This is a genomic window from Streptomyces sp. NBC_00523, assembly GCF_036346615.1.
Classification (GTDB): domain Bacteria; phylum Actinomycetota; class Actinomycetes; order Streptomycetales; family Streptomycetaceae; genus Streptomyces.
Genome location: NZ_CP107836.1, coordinates 4,994,595 through 5,012,242 on the forward strand (window position 1 = coordinate 4,994,595; position 17,648 = coordinate 5,012,242).

14 protein-coding genes are annotated in these 17,648 nt (G+C 65.7%); 3 read left to right on the forward strand and 11 right to left on the reverse strand.

The features are described from left to right. Positions 1-40 precede the first annotated feature (40 nt). On the forward strand, positions 41-2,905 hold the full coding sequence (locus tag OHS17_RS22880; RefSeq protein WP_330313654.1) for a M4 family metallopeptidase: 2,865 nt from the start codon (positions 41-43) through the stop codon (positions 2,903-2,905). Between the two features lie 123 nt (positions 2,906-3,028). On the opposite strand, the gene OHS17_RS22885 is transcribed toward OHS17_RS22880, so the two are convergent. Next, complete coding sequence (locus tag OHS17_RS22885; protein ID WP_330313655.1) at positions 3,029-4,075, reverse strand: hypothetical protein; 1,047 nt, start codon at positions 4,073-4,075, stop codon at positions 3,029-3,031. A gap of 273 nt (positions 4,076-4,348) precedes the next feature. Between OHS17_RS22885 and OHS17_RS22890 the strand changes: the two genes are divergently transcribed. Beyond that, on the forward strand, positions 4,349-5,584 hold the full coding sequence (locus OHS17_RS22890; protein WP_330313656.1) for a glycoside hydrolase family 64 protein: 1,236 nt from the start codon (positions 4,349-4,351) through the stop codon (positions 5,582-5,584). A 626-nt stretch (positions 5,585-6,210) separates the two neighbouring features. Here OHS17_RS22890 and OHS17_RS22895 read toward each other — a convergent pair. The 9 genes from OHS17_RS22895 to OHS17_RS22935 form a co-directional block, all read right to left on the reverse strand. Further along, complete coding sequence (locus tag OHS17_RS22895) at positions 6,211-7,122, reverse strand: DUF4238 domain-containing protein (protein WP_330313657.1); 912 nt, start codon at positions 7,120-7,122, stop codon at positions 6,211-6,213. Between the two features lie 154 nt (positions 7,123-7,276). Next, positions 7,277-8,611, reverse strand: a complete 1,335-nt coding sequence (locus OHS17_RS22900; protein WP_330313658.1) for a hypothetical protein — start codon at positions 8,609-8,611, stop codon at positions 7,277-7,279. Between the two features lie 141 nt (positions 8,612-8,752). Beyond that, positions 8,753-9,835, reverse strand: coding sequence for a ComEC/Rec2 family competence protein (locus OHS17_RS22905; protein ID WP_330313659.1), 1,083 nt, complete (start codon positions 9,833-9,835; stop codon positions 8,753-8,755). Beyond that, entirely contained in the window at positions 9,832-10,548 is a 717-nt protein-coding gene (locus OHS17_RS22910; protein WP_330313660.1) for a response regulator, read from the reverse strand. Before OHS17_RS22910 ends, OHS17_RS22905 begins: the two co-directional genes overlap by 4 nt. A gap of 12 nt (positions 10,549-10,560) precedes the next feature. Beyond that, positions 10,561-12,729: a sensor histidine kinase gene (locus OHS17_RS22915; RefSeq protein WP_330313661.1), complete on the reverse strand. Its 2,169-nt coding sequence runs from the start codon at positions 12,727-12,729 to the stop codon at positions 10,561-10,563. 265 nt (positions 12,730-12,994) lie between these two features. Next, positions 12,995-13,804, reverse strand: coding sequence for an aminoglycoside phosphotransferase (locus OHS17_RS22920; RefSeq protein WP_330313662.1), 810 nt, complete (start codon positions 13,802-13,804; stop codon positions 12,995-12,997). 77 nt (positions 13,805-13,881) lie between these two features. Beyond that, complete coding sequence (locus OHS17_RS22925; RefSeq protein ID WP_167398098.1) at positions 13,882-14,019, reverse strand: hypothetical protein; 138 nt, start codon at positions 14,017-14,019, stop codon at positions 13,882-13,884. A 3-nt stretch (positions 14,020-14,022) separates the two neighbouring features. Then, positions 14,023-15,135, reverse strand: coding sequence for a radical SAM protein (locus OHS17_RS22930; protein ID WP_330313663.1), 1,113 nt, complete (start codon positions 15,133-15,135; stop codon positions 14,023-14,025). Beyond that, entirely contained in the window at positions 15,123-15,575 is a 453-nt protein-coding gene (locus tag OHS17_RS22935) for an ATP-binding protein (protein ID WP_330313664.1), read from the reverse strand. The genes OHS17_RS22930 and OHS17_RS22935 overlap by 13 nt, the downstream gene beginning before the upstream one ends. 149 nt (positions 15,576-15,724) lie before the next feature. On the opposite strand from OHS17_RS22935, the gene OHS17_RS22940 reads away from it, so the two are divergent. Further along, positions 15,725-17,035 (forward strand): helix-turn-helix domain-containing protein, encoded by a 1,311-nt coding sequence (locus OHS17_RS22940; RefSeq protein ID WP_330313665.1) that lies wholly within the window; start codon positions 15,725-15,727, stop codon positions 17,033-17,035. Between the two features lie 3 nt (positions 17,036-17,038). On the opposite strand, the gene OHS17_RS22945 is transcribed toward OHS17_RS22940, so the two are convergent. Next, positions 17,039-17,578 (reverse strand): NUDIX hydrolase, encoded by a 540-nt coding sequence (locus OHS17_RS22945; protein WP_030730888.1) that lies wholly within the window; start codon positions 17,576-17,578, stop codon positions 17,039-17,041. Positions 17,579-17,648 lie beyond the last annotated feature (70 nt).

Sequence of the window (17,648 nt, forward strand, 5' to 3'; positions counted from 1 at the left end):
CGATAACCGTTCACGCCTTTGTGGCAACCGGAGGAACACCGTGCGGACTTCAGTACGCAGACGAGCAGCTGGCTCCCAGGGGCGCCGCACCGGCGTCGTTGTCGGCCAGGGCATAGCCGCGCTGCTGGCCACGGCGGGCCTGATGGCCACCGCCATGCCGGCAGCGCACGCCGACACCGCCGCGGCCGCCCCCGCCGCGTCCGACACCACGCCCGGCAGCGAGACCGACACCCCCTCGCTCGTGACCGGTCTGCACGAGGAGGTCGCCGCCACCGGCAGCGCGGCCGACGCGGCCCGGGGCCACCTCAAGGCGAAGAAGGGCCGCTACCACATCGCCGACACCTCGGCCCAGGACCTGGCCTCCGTCGGGACCACCACCGAGAAGGGCGGCAAGGAGACGGTCCGCCTCCAGCAGAAGTACAAGGGCGTCGAGGTCCTCGGCGGCCAGTACCTCGTCCGGATGACCAAGAAGGACGGCAAGCGCGCCGTCACCGGCACCTCCGGCAACTACTTCACCAAGCTGAAGCTGGACACGGTCGCCCCGAAGGTATCCGAGAAGACCGCGATCGAGCGCGCGGTCGGCGCGGTCGCCGCGAAGTACAGTGACGGCCTCCTCCGCGCCCCGGCCAAGGGGCAGAAGGCCGCCACGGCCGACTTCAAGGGCACGGCCGGCGACGTCACCATCCTTCCGCAGGGCACCGGCGTGCTGACCCGCCACATCACCGTCACGGGCACCAACCCGGCCGACGGTTCGGCGGTCCAGCAGGAGGTGTACATCGACGGGCACTCCGGCTTCCCCGTCATGCAGTACAGCGGCATCCAGACCTTCGGCGCGCAGAACACGACCGCCGGCGCGACGCAGGGTGCGACGGCCCCCTCAGACGCCTCCACCGACGCCGCCGACCAGTTGATCGTCAAGGGCAGCGGTGTCCGCTACAACGGCCAGAAGGTCGACATCAATCTGTACAAGGACACCACCGGTGCCCTGCAGATGATCGACTACAGCAAGCGGGCCGCAGACTCCCCGTACGAGGGCCCCATGATCGCCACGTACGACGCGCGCGGCCATGAGGCGTCCAGCGCATCCGGTGGCTGGCCCGTCGGCATCAAGACGTTCCGGCCGGAGAGCCCCGAGCTCGGCGAGGACTACACCAACTCCGGTGCCGTGGACGCCCACTGGGCGGCCGGTAAGGTCTACGACTACTACAAGAACCACTTCGGCCGGAAGAGCCTGGACGGCAAGGACGGCTTCATCTACTCCCTGGTCGGAGTCGTCAGCAACGGCCAGCCGTACAACAACGCCTTCTGGGACGGCACCAAGATGGTGTACGGCCAGGGCGGCGGCGACTTCCGCACCTTCTCCGCCGACACCGACGTCGTCGGCCACGAGATGACGCACGGCGTCGTCACCCACACCGCGAACCTGGTCTACGCGGGCCAGTCCGGCGCGATGAACGAGGCGCTCGCGGACTACTTCGGCAACGCCATCGACCTGGAGGCCAACGGCCAGTCGATGGACGACCCGGACGCCGGTCTCCTCGGCGAGGACCTGTGCACGACGCTCAGCCCGCGCGAGTGCGCCCTGCGCGACCTGAACGACGGCGCCACCACGTCGAAGAACTTCATCGGCGTCACGTACGGCGGTGACAGCGGTGGAGTCCACCTCAACTCCACGATCTTCTCCGGCGCCCTGTGGGACATGCGCCAGGACCTCGGCGCGGAGCTCGCCGACCAGATCGTCTACCGCGCGCTCTCCGCGTACATGACCCCCCTGGACGGCTTCACCGAGGGCCGCGCCGCGGTCATCGCCGCCGCGCAGGAGCTGGGCGCCACCAAGGCGCAGCTGAAGATCGTCAAGCGGTCCTTCGACGCCCACGGCATCGTTCCCGGCTGGGAGAAGGCCCTCGGCGTCGACACCGACACGATCCTCTCCAAGGTCAACATCGCCGGCACCGGCGTTGGCGCCGGCGGCGGCAAGTACGCCGTCTCCCGCTCCAACGAGGACGGCAGCGAGCCGTACTCGGTGTGGCTGGGCAACACCTCCGGCAAGGGCCGGCCGCAGCTGGTCAGCGCCAACAACGGTGACTACAACGTCTACGCCAACACGGACGGCAAGACGGTGGTCTGGGCCGACTATGCCTACGACGCCGTACGGATCATGGCGCGTCCCGTCAAGGGCGGCCTCACCAAGATGATCGACGGCATCGGCAGCAACATCTCGGGCCTTGTCGTGAACGGCGACTGGGTCGCGTACACCGCGACCAACCCGCAGTTCGGCGTCACGAACGTCCGCTACGTCAACATGAAGACCGGCGAGGTCGGCCTGGTCGACGGCGGTCTTCCGTACCGCGTCTCGGGCCTGCCCTCGATCAGGGACGGCAAGATCTCCTACGTCGCGCTGACTCCCGACACGAACGGCGACGCCACGCTCGACGTCCGGGTCTTCGATGGCGCCACCGGCAGGACGACGAAGATGCCGGTGTCCGACACGGCCATGGGCGTGGGCCAGACCGCGATCACCGACGACGGCGTCTTCTGGATCGAGGACGACGACATCACCGACGACGGCCAGGCCGCGGTGCGCCGCGCGAACCTCGACGGCTCGAACCCGGTCACCGTCACCCCGGAGTCGGGCGAAGGCGCCCTCTACGCCTACTCCCTGACGGCCTCGGACGACGCGGTCAACGTCTCGACCGTCCTCCCGGCCACCTGGTGGGCCAACGACACGATGATGAAGCTGTACCAGGTCGCGCCCGACGGCAAGGGCGGCCCGCAGCGCGTCTCCTGCAACCGCGGCGAGCAGGCACTCGCCTCCGCCGACGAGGGCACCCGCGTCCTGTGGCTGGACGGCACGACCGGCTACACCAACCTGGTCAAGCGCGACCGCCCGGCGGGCAAGTGCTGACCTGACTCCGCACCACCTAAGCGGCCGGACCCCTGTCGGCGGGGGCCCGGCCGCCGGTGTTCCACGCCGGATCCCGGAGCAGGCGGGCCGCCTTCCCTTTGAAGGCGTCGGTCCGTGCCGGGCTCAGGGCCGTCGGGACTCGTCGCGATACCTGCGCAGCCGGGGGCTCCGTACGGCGGGCAGCCCGGCCAACGTGTCCGTGAAAGCGCGGCGATGGGGCGTCAGCGGGCGCCAAGGGCGCGGCGGCAGGGGGTAGTCGTCGCGCAGTACGCCCTCCGGGAGAATCCCCGTCGCGGGCAGGGGCGAGGTCTCGCCCGGGTGAGCGAGGTAGGCCCAGACTCCGCTGTCCAGCGGTGCCACGGCGTCGTCGTCACCGAGTGGGCGCCAGGGCGCGCCCGTAAGGGGATGGCGGGGGACGAGGAGGACGTCGGGGCGGAGCCGGGGTGTGGGGACCCCCGGGCCGGCCAGCCCCACGGACCGGGCTCCGGGCCCGGGGGGCAGGTAGCGGTCGACGGCGTGACGCAGCAGGTCGGCGACGGGGCCGGAAGGGAGCGTCACCGGGCACCCTTCGGTGGTCGCCACGAGGTGGGCCAGCGCTACCCCGACCGCCGCCTCCCAGCGGCGACTCCATGACCCGTCGGGTTCGACGGGTGTGACGCGGTGTTCGGCGCGCTCCAGATCGGCCCAGCCAGGAGCCGGACCGGCCGGGTGTCCCGAGGGGCGGCGGGCGACCGCGTCCGGCTCCAGCCACACCTCCTGCCATGATCCGCAGTCGTCCATGCGGGTGGCCACGGCCCGCCCGCACCCCTCGCACGCCAGATTGGGACCGTCCCGGCCGTCCAGCCCCTGGCAGTAGCCCGCGCACCTCTCGGGGATCAGGACCATGGACCGTGAGTCGCCGGGGGCGATGACGATCCTGTTCCGCGCGCCGAAGGAGACCGCGGGGACGGGGGCGTAAACACCCTGCCGCGCGGCCTCGTCCTCCCCGACCTCCTCCCACAACCTCCAGGGCGGTCCAGTGGGCCGGGGGTCCACGGCGTACGTGGCAGGCTCCATCAGCGGCGGATGGAGTTCCTCCCAGGCTCCATAGTGCGTGTGGACGGGGAGGGCGACCCGGGACACCGGCGCCGTCAGCTCCGTACCGCACTCGGCACACACGAAGACGTCCAAGCAGCTTCTTCCTTACTCGTAGTTGCGAGATGCCGGGAGATCATGCCTTCTCAAGGAGGTCGAAGGGAACGCCGTGGCCGGGGCCGCCTTGTCCGGGCCCTCGCCGAGGGCCGAGGGCGCAGATCAAGGGAATTCTGGTCCAGACCAGCCGATTGACGTGTCCCTGACCCATCGATACGCTCCAGGAACTCTGGTGAGAGCGCTCTCAAAGCTGCTTCGGGCGTCTCGCGCCGGCTACCTCCGCAGCACGGCCTTCCGGATGAGGAGTAGAGCTTGTCTGCCAACCTTCCTTCCGCACCCCGTACGCGCCGAGCCCGCCGCCCCAGGGCCGCCGCCCTGGTCGCAGCGCTCGCGCTGGCGGGCGGATGCCTCGTCGCCACCCAGGTCACCGCCGCCACCGAGGCCGCGGCCGTCCCCGCGACCATCCCGCTCACGCTCACCAACAACTCAGGGCGGGGCGAGCAGGTCTACGTCTACGTCATCGGCACCGAACTCTCTTCGGGGCGCCAGGGCTGGGCCAACGCGAACGGCACCTTCCATCCGTGGCCCGCCGGGGGCAACCCCCCGACGCCCGCTCCCGACGCGTCCATCGCCGGGCCGGCCAACGGGCAGGCGAAGACGATCCGGATGCCGAAGTTCTCCGGCCGGGTCTACTTCTCCTACGGGCAGAAGCTGGTCTTCAAGCTCACCACCGGCGGTCTGGTGCAGCCCGCGGTGCAGAACCCGAGCGACCCGAACGCGAACATCCTCTTCAACTGGACCGAGTACACGCTCAACGACGCCGGCCTGTGGATCAACAGCACCCAGGTCGACATGTTCTCCGCCCCTTACGCGGTCGGGGTGAAGCGCCCGAACGGCACCACCCTGAGTACGGGCCACCTCAAGCCCGGTGGCTACAAGGCGTTCTTCGACTCCCTGCGCAGCCAGTCCGGTGGCTGGGGCGGGCTCATCAGGACCCGTTCCGACGGGACGATCCTGCGGGCGCTCGCACCCGGCCATGGCATCGAGGCAGGGGCGCTGCCGGCCTCCGTCATGAACGACTACGTCAACCGCGTATGGAGCAAGTACTCCTCGCAGACGCTGACCGTCCAGCCGTTCGCGGACCAGCCGAACACGAAGTACTTCGGACGGGTCCAGGGCAACACCATGAACTTCACCAACAGTTCGGGAGCGGTCGTCACCAGCTTCCAGAAGCCCGACTCGGACAGCATCTTCGGCTGCTACAAGCTCCTCGACGCGCCCAACGACCTGGTCCGGGGACCCATCTCCCGTACTCTCTGCGCCGGTTACAACAGGTCGACGCTGCTGAGCAACCCCAACCAGCCGGACGCGAATGACGCGAACTTCTACAAGGACGCGGTCACCAATCACTACTCCGCCAAGATCCACGCCCAGATGGCCGACGGCAAGGCGTACGGCTTCGCCTTCGACGACGTCGGCGCGCACGAATCACTCGTGCACGACGGCGACCCGCAGCAGGCGTACATCACGCTGGACCCGTTCAACTAGACCTTCTGTCCTGGAGGGTTGGTGACAGGTTTCACGGTGGCGCGATCCTGACCGAGCGAGGGCCTTCCGGGTCGGTGCGGATGGCGGCATCTGTACCGAACCCGGAAGGCCCTCGTGTTCCACCGCCAAGGAGGCCGGCGTCTCGCTCGGCGCCCATGAGGCGGAGGCGGTCACTACCGCCCGTCGAGCTGCCGCACATGGTGACCCGCGGCACTTCTACGTGGCCGGGGGCAAAGAAGACCGCACCCGGTCCGCGATGGACGCCGTTCTCGGCGGCCTGCGGACCGGGTGCGGCACGTTAGGGAGTCCGACCAGTGAAACCGCAGGTCAGACGGCCTCTAAACAGAGATCAGGCCTTCTTGGTCTCCTAGTAACGGGCCGGGTCGGTGACCTGCGGGGATCATTCCTGCGGGGCGCTGACCTGGCCTTTTACTGATGGCTAGCGATGGGGGATGACGGACTTGATCGGGTGTCTCGCGGACTGTGTGCGGACTGATGTCGGCTCGGCAGCGACTCAGTGCGCGCTTTCAACGTGGCACTGATCGGTTACGTGCTGCATCATGCAACGCACGAGACGTGGTGCCGTCCAGAGAGGTCGTCGCGGACCAGGGCGGCGCTGGCTTCGCTTACGCCGTGGATCCGGGCGTATAGCCCTGGAGGAATGCTGGCGCGACCAGTTGCTGCCGTTTCAGCAGGCCAGGCAGCTCCCGTGCGAGCTTAGGGTGGGTTTGCTTCCACTGGGGAGAGTGCGCCACAAACTCCCGGCTGTTAAACACGGTGAGCCGGTTGATGGCGGCCACATCCAGGCGGGATACCTCGTCCGGGTCACGGGAGATGATGAGGGCGAGGCTGCTGCCGAGCGGCACTGTGATCCGCCGGAAGTTGGTGAAACCGATACCAACGCCATGATCGAAGAAGCCGGTAGGTATGCGGGGAGGTGGGGTGCCCACGATCCCTGACATGCACAGAGGGTTGTCGCTGACGATCAGTCCGCCGCCGCGTGGCCGGTAGCACGCCCAGTGCATGCCGTCTGATAGCAGGACCGACACGAGGTGGTTCCACTGGTCTTTGTAGTGGGCATCCTCGTCGTTGCGTGCCTGCCATGGCCAGATTACCGACTGGGCGATCAGGCGCATCATGCTGGACTGGATCTCTTCCTCGGTCACGTCGTAGTCGTCGACGCCCATGGACTCGTTGACGACGTGCCGTAGAAAGCGGCTGCGCTGCCATTGCAGGGCCAACAGCCAAGCCAGAGCCTCCCGCGCATGCTCGCACACGGCACGCTCACGGCGTTGCACAAGTTCCTTGACGACGGTGGCGGCCTGCCCTTCGATGTCGCCCATAGCCGCTTCCATCGACGAGTGGTCAGGCTCTTGCCCAGGCCGGTAGATCGAATGCCCGTACTTGCGCTGGCCTGTCTCTTTCACATTCCTTTGGAAGGCACGTCCGCTGGTCCATTGATGCACGCTGTAACGGTGGCTCTGACGGTTGCGGAGCCCACTCTCCAACGTAAGGATGACGTTGGAGGGCGCGGTCATGTGGTTGCGGATGAGACAGGATCTGTAAAAGATCTGCCAGGGCTTCAGCCGTGCCGCGTTCGCAAGGAGATCGGGCTTGCGTGAGGGCGCGGATGGGTGAGCTCCCACAGGGCGGACGTCGCAGGCCGGTGGCGACGTGAGGGCTGGCGCCAGGTCAGTCCCAGGGGAGTGATCGGACAACGGTCACTGTCAGGTGGCGACAGCGAATGCGCTCGTCGAGCCAATGGACGACTTTCGGTCCGTCCAACACTTCCAGTAGTTCTTGGCAACGGGCCGCGCCACCTGTCAACGGCTCAGCCACAATCAGGTGGTTGTCCACGGCCACCGGCTGGTCACCTTGAATGAGGATCCCTGTTCCACGGGCACCTCCTTTAGCCCCTTGCCCTGGCCGGGATGTACGGCGCATCACCACAAAGGGGGGATTAAGCAAGCGCCCGTCAAAGCGGCGCCTTCGCAGTGGAAGGTCCATCTTGCCTTGGCCCGGAAGTTCCCTCGCCGTGAGGTAGGGGACCTCCGGCCCGTCGTGAGGGTCTCGGTTGTCGACGACAGGACCGACTCCGACACGGAAATGGTCGGCAATGCTCCTGTTCGTGGTGGCGGCGGACGGCGGCCACCAGGCGGCCGCCCCGGGGTGGCCACCTGCTCTCCGTACGGCGGAGAGCAAGAAGACGTCTACGTCGGTATGGTCGTCGAAGAGTCCGTGCGGGCGGATCTCCTCCAACACCAGCCGCTCGGTCAGTTGGCCTCGCCATGCTCGGTAGCGGCTTCCGCTGCGTAGTACGTCGGGCAGGACTGCGAAAAGTTTCCCGCCTGGGGCCATCGCGGCAGACGCCTGAGCAGTGAACGTCGCCGCCAAAGACGTTTTGCCCGTCGACCAGGTACAGCCGGGGAGTGCCGCATCCATGCCGTACGGAGGGTTTAGAAGTAGTTGGCCTCCAAAGCCACGGCTATTCGACACTTGACGCAAGGCGTTCAGACCATCGCCGACCTGTACCTGCGGGAAGGCATTACGCCATCGTTGTTCGGTAAGCGGGGCATCGGATCCGACAGCGCGATGGCGTTCCAGCACCGCCAGGACCAGCCGCATGCGCGCCACCGTCACGAAGGGATTGTGCAGGTCGTGGCCCCGGACTCGTCGGTTCCACACGGTGAGAGTCTCCGCTGGCGTCGCCCCCAGGAGAAACTGCGCGGTGCCGGCGATGAGGAGGTCGCCGCCGCCACAGGTGGGATCCCATATCACTCGGCTCCGCACGGATGCCGTGCTGCGTGTCAATAGTTGCTCGTACGACTGTCGGACTCCGCCGGTGGTGAAGAAGGATCCGCTAGCACGGCGGTCGGCTCGTGAGACCATGCGGCGCAGTTCCGCCGACGCCTGGCCGTTGAGAGCATGCGTCACGTCGTCTGCCACGCGGCTCCAGCGGCCTGCGGCCACGTCGGTCACCAGGGTCTCAAGTTGACGTGCGTAGGCGTCATAGGCGGCAATACTCATGTGTTCCCCTCCTGCTGATCCGGAAGGGATGACGTCCTGGATCAAGTATCTGGATTGGCTGCGGTGTCATTCTGCAGCAGGGACAGGGGCGCTGGGAACGGGTCGTCAAATCTTGGCGCCCTACGCCCCACCAGCCACTTCCTACATGCCGACACTGTCGGGAGCCTTGCGCGGGCCCGGGAACGGGAGTCGGCAGAGCGGGTTAGTCACGGAACCGCCGTCGACGAACGACTTATGGGCCTCCAACGGCGGGTCAAAGCGCAGTCCCGCCTCGACGCGTGACACGGTCACGCTGCCCGCACAGGCCCTGCCGGACTTGCGGCCCGCTGCGGGGAGAACCGCCAGATGCCGATCGGTAACGAGTTGCTTCTCTTCGTGGCAATGCACGGACAGTTGAGTGCATGCGATGTGGGCTGCCGGAGCTGCCAACCGCACGCCCTCCATGATCGCCTTGTTGGGATTGGCCGGGCGCAGGCCCCCCCGGATTGAGAAGATGACCAGCTGAGGGGCTACCAACTCCGTCAACCCTTTGGCGAAAGACTGCGGGTCGGCCTTGCCTGGGAGTCCACCGTGGTGGGGAAAGACCAGGACTGGCGCCGAGAGCTGCTGGCCGTTCTCCTGAATATGCTTGAGTGCCACCGCGTCCATGTCAGCTGCGAGGAGTACGGCAGGCTTCTCGTCAAGGTGCACGCGGACCACGATGGACACGGTGTTGGTGTCCAGTTTGCCGAAGGCCACGGAGTTCTCCGTTGGGCCGGTGCCGGCCATCAAGAAGCTTGGATGGCAGACTTCGAGCCTCGCCCGGCCGCAAAACAGCGTTTGCGGTGTCTCCGTGTGCAGCATCTGATGTCCGCCGAAGCCGCCGCGCCTGTAACGGGTGTAAACGGCCCGGATCAATCGATCCCAGATGCGGGTGTTTTTCTTCGCATCAGGGTTGAACCAGGCAATGCCGACCGTGCGCAGCGGGTCTAGCAAGATCTGCGGCCCGCCTCCGGCATGGTCCTGGTCCGAGTGCGAGATGATCAGGTGCTCGATGTGCTGGCATCCAACGCGATCGAGTTCGCGCTGGACAATGTCGCCAGGGGCTGCGTCGATGACAGCGCAGGTTGAGCCGTCGCGTACCACCGCGGAGTTGCCGTGCCCAACGTCCAGCACGGTAACGGCTAAGTCTTCTTCTGCTTGCTGGCCGAGAGGCAACGCCGGGGAAGGGGGTAGGTCGGTCATGCGCTGAGCCACTCCTGCGGCAGATCGGGCGCGAGGATGATGTTGCGGTAGAAGAGGTCGGAGGCATCCTTCGCGTAGCAGTTCACCTCGGCCTCGAGCCACCGACCGCAGAGTTCCTCCGGACGGAGCCCTGTAGCCTCCTCAATGGGGCGCAACGGCATCCACACGGAGGAGTCGATCTTCCAGCCGACCACGACGACCTTTGCCTTAGGTTCCTCACCCCCCGGCTGTACCTCAAGGACTTCAATCGGTGTCGCGAAGGCTCGACGCTCCCGGGCAAGGTTTCCTGCTAGCTCATTCAGCGTGTACTGGAGCGCTTCGACCACCTCGTCAGAAGCATCAGTCTTGTCGACAACGCTCGGGATGCCCTCCCGCCAGCGCAGGATCGCGCCGTTCTGCTCAGTGTTCACATGGCTGCTGATGAGCACGGCGGGCAACGGTGTACCTGCGCGTCGGTTGGCTTTACAGACCAGCTCTGCGCCTGTGAAGCGGACGTTGCCGCGCCCGGCAAGAATGTGATCACACACCACGGCGTCGTAGCGGTTGCCCAGGGAGGCAAGAAACGCGTCGGCGTCCTGGCCTGGCGTAAAGTGGGTGATCATCTCCGCGCGGAAACCCGCGTCCTCGAGTGTTGGGACGAGGCTAGCTGCATCATTGACGTCGTCATCGATGACTACGACCGACGATCCCTCTGTCAACAGACGTACGCTCACTGCCCCCCCAGCTCATACACCTTGGCTCCCGGCGGTTTGGGCCGGCAGCCAGACCATGATACGTGCTCCACCCAACTCCCCGTGCTCACGCGCTTCTTGGGTACCCCCAAGGTCAGCGACGATATCTCGGACGATCGTGAGGCCCAGCCCGGTCCCGTTGTCGCGCGTCGTTTTGCCCGGCAGCCAGATCGCGCTCAGTGAGATCTCCTTGATTCCAGGCCCTGAATCATCGACACAGAGGCAAAGGCGAGTTGTTCCTCCCTCCACGACCAGGCGGGTTCGGACGCGGACCATGCGTTCGGGCCGGACGGCGTCCGTACGAGTAAAGGCATGCGCAGCGTTCACGATCAGATTGGACAGGATCGACTCGATGTCGGCGATCGTGCTGCGAACGATCGCCCCCTCCGCATCCAGATCGTATTCGATCTGAATTCCCCGCTCGTCGAGATAGCGGGAGAACAGTCGAACGATGGGTGGGCACTCTCGATCGAAATTGACGTCAGTGATCTTCCGCTTGTTCTTTGTGAGGAGAGTCAACGGAAGTCGTGCGAAGGTCTCCAGAGTCTTGGCGCTGTCGATTGAGTTCTCAACCGACGAGTGGAAGCGTTCTTTATACTCGTCCTCTGAGACATGTTGTTTAACTCGACGACTGACTGTTTTGACTTCATTGATGATGCGCGCCGCTGGTTTCATCGCTTCATGGGCAAAGACCGCAGTGCTGGTGCCGACTGTAGCCAAAGTTCTATATAGGAGCAGGTCTTCGCGGAGCGCTTCGATTTCCTGTCGCTGCGAGTCAAATACCTCTGATGCTCCGGCCGTGAAGGACTCCAGTACGGCGGAATCGGCGGATCCATCTAGCGTCGGTGCCTCGGATTCCTTTGGGCTGATAGCCTCTAGCAGGTTCTGGAACTGCTTCTCGGCTTGTTTGACCCGATCACGAGCTTTCGGCGCCGCACCGATGCGACGCTGCTCTCGAAGTTCGAGTCGTTGATCCGCCGACCAGTCCAGAGCGCGCTTTGCGAACTCCTGCAGTTCTAGGAAAGCCAGGTTGTCGACGAAGCCGCTGCGATCCGTCTTCGGTTGAAGGAGGTCGTCCGAGTCTTCCACCTGGATGCGGCCCACTGAGTTATTTGTGGACGGGCGCACCTCAGGGCTCGCAGCACGCCTCAGGTTGATGAGCAGCCAGTCATTTCCGATGTCCCCGTAGGGCTGTACACGCAGCTGCCTGTGGTACAGGTGAGCCCCTCCCACCTGTCTAAGCCACGTTTTAATATCTGGTGTGGGTTGTTGCGTGAGGCGAACCTCTTTGGAGGCTCCAGGATTAAGATTAAACATCCACATTTCGAATTTAGCCGCTGGCGCCGAGAAGGTGAGAGGGGCGTCACGATTTCCGCGCCCTTGGCGCCTCCTGCTCACATCATCGTGTCCCGCTGCCTTAATGACTTCGCCGCGCCAGTTATACAGGGTTGCGGAAGCCTTTCCCAGCTCGTCCAGCTCGGCTACCAGGCGGAATTCTGCCCATTGGAGCAGATCCCCCGTGATTACCTTCGAAAGGTACTCGAACTCTGGCGAATCACAGGAAACCCGAAACTCTGATCCATCCGCAAAGGTGAATGGTCCCGTAAGCATAAGAACCGACCGCGCTAGACGATCGGCGTCCTGTCGACTGATTCCGTGGCGGAGCCCAGTGATCTCGACGGTTGTGCCGCTTTCCCCCTCGCATCGCTGGGTTGCGACTTCCAGCGGGACGTCTTCCACTGCCTCGGCGCTGTCGATTCGATCCCAGTCGATACTTAGGGTGTGCTCGAAGTCGGGATCATCCACGGAGCGCGTTCGAATGGTTGCTTTCCTGCCGAGTCGAAGGGCGGCAATTCTTCCCAGCCCTTTTTCCCCTACCTTGCGTCGAAGTTTGGCGGTGTGAGTGCTCGACGATTTTCCGGACTTTCCAATAAGGAGAAATCCGCTCGCGAGTTGCTCGGCAGTCATTCCATCGCCGTCGTCCGAGACGATTAGCGTGCCGCCGGGCTGCTCGGCTTCACTCGTCCGTAGCTGGCAGTGGGTGGCGTCCGCGTCGTAGGCGTTGCGGACGAGTTCCATGATGCCCAAGTCGGCGTGTGGCACCAGTTCTTCACCGAGTCGGGCGAGAATTTGTGGGGCGAAGCGGAGGTGGTGAGGCGTCAAGGCGTTCCTCCCATGCGGCGCGGCCAGGCACACCGTTCGGTCGATCGGCGGGCCATCGAGAATCGTAGCCGTCCCCCTGTGGGCGAACATGAGCAATGAGATTTGCTGTGCGCTGCCCCATACCTCCCTCATCACGTTGACACCTGTGTTGCCCGTAGCTGCTGACAAGGAACGGGTTCCGTTCGGTCGCGGCGAGTGGTGACCGTGTCGGTGCCCTCGGCGAAGGGCCCTGACGCTCGGTCAAGCAGTCGCAAGGCGGATCCCGTCAGGAGTGACCATTCCGGTGTCGTTGCCATAGCTTTGTGGCAGCGAGCAGAGTCTTTGTCCACTCATCTGGGGCGGCCCCTGCGATCTGGGCCCAGAGGTTGACGCTGGCCAGGGCGAAGGCATTCACGGCTCGTGGGGATGCTGATCTCCAGGCAGGGAGGCGTCCGGCCAGCGCCTCAGCGCTGGCTGGCGTGTGGCCCGCCGCGATGAGCCAGATGATCCAGTGAGCCGGATCGAGCCAGGCGGCTCCGCGGGTGGCCCAGCCCCAGTCGACGAGGTGGGCGCGGTCGTGGGTGATGAGAACGTTGTGGTTGTTCCAGTCAGTGTGAAGCAACGCGTTTCCTGCGAAAGCTTTCGCGTCGGCGGGATCGGCGACGTAGCCAGCCAGGCGTTGTTCGGCGCGCCGGAGTTCGATGTCAGGGCAAGGGAGAGAGGAGAGCTCTCTGAGGGCCCCGGTCACTTTGGGCAAGTCGGGGGAGCCTGGGGAGTAGTCGGCATGGTGGCCGTCGATGGCCTCAAAGCCGAGGAGATCCCAGCCGCCGGCGATGACGTGGAAGAGCAGGCGCGGGGCGAGCGGGGTCACGTACGGGTTGATGTCTGCCTCGCGTTGCTGCGTCCAGACCCAGCGGTGGTCGGCGCGCAGGCCCTTGAGGAAGACGGCTCCGTCGGCGGTGTGTGCGAGCGCGGAGAGGGAGCTGTTGAGACCGGTGCTGACGTCTTCGACCCTGAGAATCGAGCCAATCTCGGCTTCGATGGCGGTACGAGCGCCAGAGGGGAGACCGGCGAAGGTGATGGAGGGTGCGGGCATGGCCGTCAGGTTTCCAGATCTACGCGCCAACAGGGGCCTCCGGCGCGAGGTGCCGCCGAAAGCCCCTGAAGGGATGGTCAGTTGTACGGGTTGTCGTCCCCGCAGCCGGGCGTGGTGGCCGCAGCGAAGGCGTCCACGTCGTCGATGAGGACGATCTCCGCATCAGGCTCGGACGGCGGGCGGATGGGGGCGATCTCGACTGCTACGGCGGTCATGGTTCAGCTCCTTGTAGTCGCGTGTTGGCAGTACCTGTCCAGTGGTGCCTTCGCCTCCTGGTAGACCTTGGCCAGCGGCCGGCAGACCCGGCAGGTGCCGGAGAGCTGGCAGCCGGTGCAGCCACCGGTGCGAAGCATCAGGGAGTCGGCGATGCCGCCGAGGCGGCTCAGGCCCTCGACTCCCGTGGTCATGAGGGGGATCGCCTCGTCACGGCCGACCTTGCAGATGGTCGCCATGCCGTGCGGGTCAACGTGGAAGAAGGTGTGGCCGGCGTTGCAGCCGTTGAAGGGTTCGCGATCTGCGAGGTGGTCCGGGGCCTGGGTGGCGAGGGTTTCCGCGCCGCCGTAGATGGTCGGCGACATGTGGGTGTATTCGCGGTACGGCAGGTCGTAGCGGCCGGCGAAGGCGCGCATCTGGTCGGCCTCGTGGGCGTTGTGCCGCGTGATGATCAAGGCCAGATCGAGGGGTAGCCCAGCTTCGTGGGCTGCACCCAGTCCTTTAACGAACATGCGGTACGCGCCCCGGCGCCGGGTCAGCCCGTCGTAGGACTCTGCGGTGGCCCCGTACAGGCTGAGTGTGATCCGGTTCGGCCTCAAGCGAGTCAGCAGGGCGAGGTTCTTCGGTGCGGCGAGACGCGAGCCATTGGTGAGGATCTCGACCATCATGCCCAGCTCGTACGCCAGCCGGTACGTCTCGGGGAACAGCTTGTCGATCATCGGCTCACCGCCTGTGAGCTGGAGCCAAAGCACCCCCGAGTCCCTGATGGCGTGCAGCAGGCGCTCACGCTCAGGCCACTCCAGGCCGGCGAATTGCTTCAGGCCGAGGTAGCAGTGTTCGCAGTCGTAGTTGCAGCCGAGGTTCAGCTCGTACGAGGCGCGCCCGTATGCATATGGAGAGCGGGAACGAACCAGCACAGTTTCATCGAGGCGTCGGTCGCTGAGATCGATCTTCCAAGCCTGACGGGCCACGTCGGCCAGCCACGCGGGCACTGCTGAGGTACCCGATGCGGAGTGCAGTTCGTCGTACCGGGAGGCGGGAACGCGTGCTGCCTTCGGGTTGCCCGGCCGTACGAGGAGGTGGTGGTCGAGGTACGGGGCAGCGATCAGCTCGTGCATGTGGACTCCTCGCTCGGGCTGCTGAGGACCAGGCGGGCCCAGACGGTCTTGCCGATCGGGTGGCGGTCGTGGTGGCCGGTTTCTTCAGAGAGCGCTGCGACGAGAAGCAGGCCCCGGCCGCCTTCGTCGTCCTCCCCGGCCTGGATGGGGCGGGGAGGGGTGCGGCCAGCATCGGAGACTTCGACCAGGCAGTGTGGGCCGTCAACCGTCAGTCGAACTTCGAAGAGGTGTCCTCGTCTGCCGCCGTGTTCGACGGCATTGGCAGAGAGCTCTCCGCAGACGAGGACCACCCGGTCAATGCACTCCTGGCCGTATCCCCAGCTGGCGAGCGTCTTGGAGACGAGGGCGCGGGCCAGAGGCACGCACTTGCGTACCGGGCTGAACTGCATCTGCCACCGCAACGGGGTGGTCTGTCGGTCGTACGTCGTCATCGCGTGCATCGCGTCCCCTCGTCGCGGGCGGGTTGTGAGACACAAGTTCACTGCCGCGACGATCACAGAGTCAGGTCACCGTGGTTACCCAACGTGGGTAATCTCTTTGGCAGTCGGTCCCATGGCAGCCCGTCCGTACGGGCGAGTGAGGGGGATGAGTGGCACGCTCGCAGGAACACCGGGCTCTGCCGGCCGGACTGCTGGCCAGTGCGGAGTGGCAGGAAGCCTGTCGCAGCAGGGACTTCGCCCGCATCTTCCGGCTGGTCAAGGTCAAGGCCGGGATCTATCCGTCGCGGGTCGCGGCACTGTGCGGCATGACGCCGAGCAGAGTCGGCGAGATCATGGCGGGGCGACGCGGCCTGGCACATATCGACGTGATCGAACGCGTCGCTGACGGCCTTCGCATCCCCGGTGCAATGCTCGGCCTGGCCCACCGCCCTTGGGAGATCCCTGCCTCCTCCATCACCGAGGAGAGGCCGCCCGAGCCACTTCCTGCTGTACCACGCGAGCCTCAGCGCACCGAAACGGCAGAGGAATTGGATGACCTACTTGCCTTGGTCGACGGCCGCGCATCCCGTTCCACCCTCACGGCCCTGCGCTCCTCGGTCCAGGACTACTGGCGGCGCGACAACGCACACGGCGGCGCGACCCTGCGGCCGGCCGTCGTGGGGCATCTGCGCTATGTCGGCCGTCTACTCGATTCTGCCGAGGCTGGGTTACGGCACGACCTCCAAGGGGTCGCGGCCGAGCTGGCACGGCTTTCCGGCTGGGCCTATTTCGATGCCCGTCAGTACAGCACCGCCCGCACCTACTTCACCCAAGCGCTCAAGCTTTCCCACACCCAAGGCGACAGCCTCTTCATGGCCAATGTGCTGTCCTGCATGAGCCTTCTGGCCACCTACGACGGCAACCCGAGCGATGCCGTGGCCCTTGCATGCCGTGCCCAGGACGCCGCCCGCGCCGCCGGGGAACAGCCGCTCGTCATGTCGATGCTGCACTTGCGTGAAGCGTTCGCCCACGCTGCCCTTCGAGATGCTCAGGCTTGCCACCAGGCCGTTGATCGCTCCCGTGCGCAGTACGAACGCTCACGGGGACATGAGACCGAGGCGCCTGACTGGGTCCAGTACTTCGACGAGACGAAACTCCTCGTCGACACAGGCATCGCCTACGCGCGCCTCGGCGAACCAGCCCGCGCCGAACCCCTCATCGCCGAGGGCTTGCGTCGAGAAAATACCGACCAGCAGCGAGGCCGAGCTTTCCACGCCTACTGGCTGGCCAGCGCCCAGCTCCAGCTGGGCAAACTCGACGAGGCATGCACCAGCGCCGGCCTCGCCCTCGACCTCGCCGCAGCCATTGACTCGCCACGAGTGAGCGGCCACGTCCAAGAGCTTCACCGCCGAATGCTGCCCTACGCACGCGAAGCCCCCGTCCTCGCCTTCGAGCAACGCATGCGTGAGGCCCTCGGCTGACCCTTACGAGCCGCCGGTCGCCTCGTCCAGCAGCAGATACAGCAGACCGACCAGGCTGCCGCTGCTGACGATCTCGCGACGGTCGATCATGCCCCTGATCTCCGAGATCGGAACCCACTCGATTCGGTCTGACTCGTTCAATTCGGTCGGTGGGCCCGCATACGAGGCGGGCTCGGCACGAAAGACGAAGTGCTCGGAATCCGTGATGCCGTTCGCTGGTTGCGCGTACACGAGCGGCTTGACGCCCTTCACCCGCCAGCCGGTCTCCTCCTCGGCCTCGCGGGCAGCAGCCTGTTCCGGGGTCTCATCGGCCTCGATGAGACCCATCGGAAGCTCCCAGCCCCAGGTGTCGGTGATGAACCGGTGCCGCCACATCATCAGCACGCGCTTCTGGTCGTCGACCACGGCCGCTACGGCCAGGTGCCGCATCCGGACCACATGGTGTTCCCACCGCCGACCGTCAGGCTGCTGAACGTCGACAAGCCAGAGATTCACCCATGGGTTGTTGTAGATCTGCCGCTCGCCATGGACGGTCCACTGCATGAGCCCAACTCCCTTGTTCCAGTGAAGTGTCCAGCATGTCACTTTGACGAGAATCCGACCGCCCGGTTGG

Excerpts from the sequence above, each read along its gene's own strand:
- OHS17_RS22925 (WP_167398098.1), bottom strand. The coding sequence starts at position 14,019 with ATGACCGCCGTAGCAGTCGAGATCGCCCCCATCCGCCCGCCGTCCGAG.
- OHS17_RS22945 (WP_030730888.1), bottom strand. The coding sequence starts at position 17,578 with ATGCAGTGGACCGTCCATGGCGAGCGGCAGATCTACAACAACCCATGG.
- OHS17_RS22905 (WP_330313659.1), bottom strand. The coding sequence starts at position 9,835 with ATGACCGACCTACCCCCTTCCCCGGCGTTGCCTCTCGGCCAGCAAGCA.
- OHS17_RS22935 (WP_330313664.1), bottom strand. The coding sequence starts at position 15,575 with ATGCACGCGATGACGACGTACGACCGACAGACCACCCCGTTGCGGTGG.
- OHS17_RS22930 (WP_330313663.1), bottom strand. The coding sequence starts at position 15,135 with ATGCACGAGCTGATCGCTGCCCCGTACCTCGACCACCACCTCCTCGTA.
- OHS17_RS22895 (WP_330313657.1), bottom strand. The coding sequence starts at position 7,122 with ATGACCGCGCCCTCCAACGTCATCCTTACGTTGGAGAGTGGGCTCCGC.
- OHS17_RS22920 (WP_330313662.1), bottom strand. The coding sequence starts at position 13,804 with ATGCCCGCACCCTCCATCACCTTCGCCGGTCTCCCCTCTGGCGCTCGT.
- OHS17_RS22900 (WP_330313658.1), bottom strand. The coding sequence starts at position 8,611 with ATGAGTATTGCCGCCTATGACGCCTACGCACGTCAACTTGAGACCCTG.